Source organism: Neobacillus jeddahensis (assembly GCF_000612625.1).
GTDB lineage: Bacteria > Bacillota > Bacilli > Bacillales > Cytobacillaceae > Neobacillus > Neobacillus jeddahensis.
Genome location: NZ_CCAS010000139.1, coordinates 1 through 1,190 on the forward strand (window position 1 = coordinate 1; position 1,190 = coordinate 1,190).

1 protein-coding gene is annotated in these 1,190 nt (G+C 38.4%); it reads right to left on the reverse strand.

Translation table 11 applies throughout. The annotated features are described in order from the left end of the window. A partial coding sequence (locus tag TY15_RS22980; RefSeq protein ID WP_042375726.1) for a transposase occupies positions 1 to 1,190 on the reverse strand: 1,190 nt, incomplete at both ends.

Here is a 1,190-nt window from a genome sequence, read left to right on the forward strand (position 1 = left end):
TTATAAACTAAGGTCACTAAGTCAAAATGAACTTTGGAGCGTTTTCCTGTTCGATAACGAACATTGTCTAGTTGAAAGTATAACTTGAGATAAGCATTTACACGTTCTACAGCAGTACGACGCTTAAAGATGGTTTTCCAAGCTTTTGATCCTCGGGCTGGTGCGGTATATTTCCTGAGATCTGTTGTGATTTTTACTTTATATATCTTTTGGCAAAGACCTTCATTGGCTAAAGGGCAGTCTTTACATTCCTTTGGTCTTGTGTATTTGAGTGTTTCGTATTTTGTGTCGAAACTATCATATCGATACGAGTGTTCCCTGAAACAAGTAGGGGCGAAGTGTTTATCAAAACCTTCCGGTTTAGGCTCATTACGCTTGTTATAGGCAATAACCGATTGGTGACCCATTCGGTGAATTTGTTCGTAAATTGGTTCGAAATCATAACCTGCATCCAATGTTTCGTAACGTAGAGTTGATAGTTGAACGTGTTCTTGGATTCCTTTTAGTAAAGGAATCGCTGCTTTTCCGTCATTCAAATTTCCAGAAGAAAAGAGAGATTGAAGAATGTATTGGCTTTTTGTTCCAACAGCTAAATGTGCTTTATAGCCAAACCAAAATACGTTTTTTCCTTCGCTATTTTTCTTTACACCCCACTCTGGGTTTTGGGGGATTTCAGAACGAAGTTGATCTAAAGGAACGTCTAACTGGTCTTCAATTTTCTTTTCAAAAAGAGGTAAATTGGCTTCGCGTTCGGCTTTTTCAATCAACCATTGTTCTCTTTCTTCTTTTGATTTACGCCCACGTTTCTTAGGTTCAGTTTTTGGTTTTTCCTCTTTTGGAGGTGCTTGATCTTTTGCTTCAAAGTGTGTCGCATCGATAGCTACTGTATCATCGGTGATAAATCCTTCTGTAATGGCTTGATAAACAATCGTTTCCTTCACATCTTCAAGAACGTTAGATTCACAGAGAATTGTCACCATTCTTGAATAAGCAGCTTCTGATGGAACAGTATCAGAAACCAAAAATCCGCAGTCTAGACGGAAAACCATGTCATTTTTTAATCGCTTCACCAAATCTTTAATGAACGGAATTCGTTCCGTTAATCGAGCAACCAAAGAGTAAATCATAGCTGCATAGTTTAGTTCAACAGGCCTACCAAAACGAGATTTCTTCGTTGCCACAGCGAAGAT